This window comes from Nocardia neocaledoniensis, from assembly GCF_029868625.1.
GTDB classification, from domain to species: domain Bacteria; phylum Actinomycetota; class Actinomycetes; order Mycobacteriales; family Mycobacteriaceae; genus Nocardia; species Nocardia neocaledoniensis_A.
The window spans coordinates 1-1326 of record NZ_JARWOJ010000317.1; the positions used below are offsets into that span (position 1 = coordinate 1).

The 1326-nt window shown below is 62.4% G+C and carries 1 protein-coding gene; it reads right to left on the reverse strand.

Translation table 11 applies throughout. From position 1 onward, the window contains the following. Positions 1 to 30: 30 nt before the first annotated feature. Positions 31 to 1326 (reverse strand): IS30 family transposase, encoded by a 1296-nt coding sequence (locus QH270_RS23915; protein ID WP_432420418.1) that lies wholly within the window; start codon positions 1324 to 1326, stop codon positions 31 to 33.

Below are 1326 nucleotides of genomic sequence, written 5' to 3' on the forward strand. Positions count from 1 at the left end.
TCAAGGCGGATTCAACTGGTCGTTGCAACACTACTGTTGCAGCGATTGTAGATGCTCGGTCATTGCTTCGGCCGGTGTTCGCCATCCGAGGACTTTTCTGGGGCGGTTGTTGAGCGTGTGGGCGACCGCCGAGAGCTCGTCAGGGCTCCATCTGGAGAGATCAGTTCCCTTTGGAAAGTACTGCCTGAGAAGCCCGTTCGTGTTCTCGTTCGTTCCTCGCTGCCATGGGCTATGAGGGTCGGCGAAGTACACAGGAATCTCTGTCTCACTGGTGAATACCGCGTGCCCTGACATCTCCTTGCCACGGTCCCATGTCAGCGATTTCAACAACGACAGTGGAACCGGTTTCATCGCAGCCGACAGCGCCTTATTCATCGATTCGGCTCCGTATCCGCTCAATGCCGGACCATTCTTAACCGGCGCGGCTGCACCCCAGCCCTGTTCGCGTGGCAAGTGGACGAGGACCGCATACCGTGTCGACCGTTCGACAACAGTGCCGATCGCAGAGCGGGCCGTGCCGATGATGAGGTCGCCTTCCCAGTGGCCGGGCACCGACCGGTCATCAGCCTCAGGTGGTCGTTTGCTCAGCAACGTGTGTGCACTCACGTGCGCCCAGGCGACACGTTTGGACCGCGCTCGGGGCATCCGCAACGATCGCCCAGTACGCAAGCACAAAATCAACTCCCGCTCGAGCGCGCCGCGACCTTCGATATATAACGCCTGGTAGATCGCTTCATGGCTGATACGCATCGACGGGTCGTCAGGGTAGTCGATCTCCAGGCGTTTGGAGATCTGCTGCGGGCTCCACGCCTGCACCCAGCGACGATCACCGCGGTGCGGCTTGTTCCGTCCGGTCCAGGCGCCGGTTCGAGGGCCGGCCACAGCGACCCCGTCAGACCTTGTGATCTGCCCGGCCAAGCGCTGCTGGACATAGTCGCGCAAGCGGGGGTTCGTCGCCAGCTTGGCTTCCTTCGGGCGCCGGGCGAACAACTCCGCTTTCCACTGGGCAACCGACGCCCGGTAATCGAGCTTGCCACCCCTGGTCGCGGCATTACGCCGCAGTTCCCGCGAAATCGTCGAAGGGCTACGACCCAGCACTGCAGCGATTTGCCGGACACCCTTGCACTGGGCCCGCAGCAACGCGATCTCTTCCCGCTCGGCGAACGACAGGAACCTGCCCGACGGAGTGCTCCACGAATACGGCGACATCCCGCCAGCATCACGGAACCATCGCGTCCCCGCGACCGGTGAGACACCCACCGCCACAGCACATTCCGTGGGAAGATCACCTCGGGCGATCTCGTCCCAGAACGCACGCTCGACCAC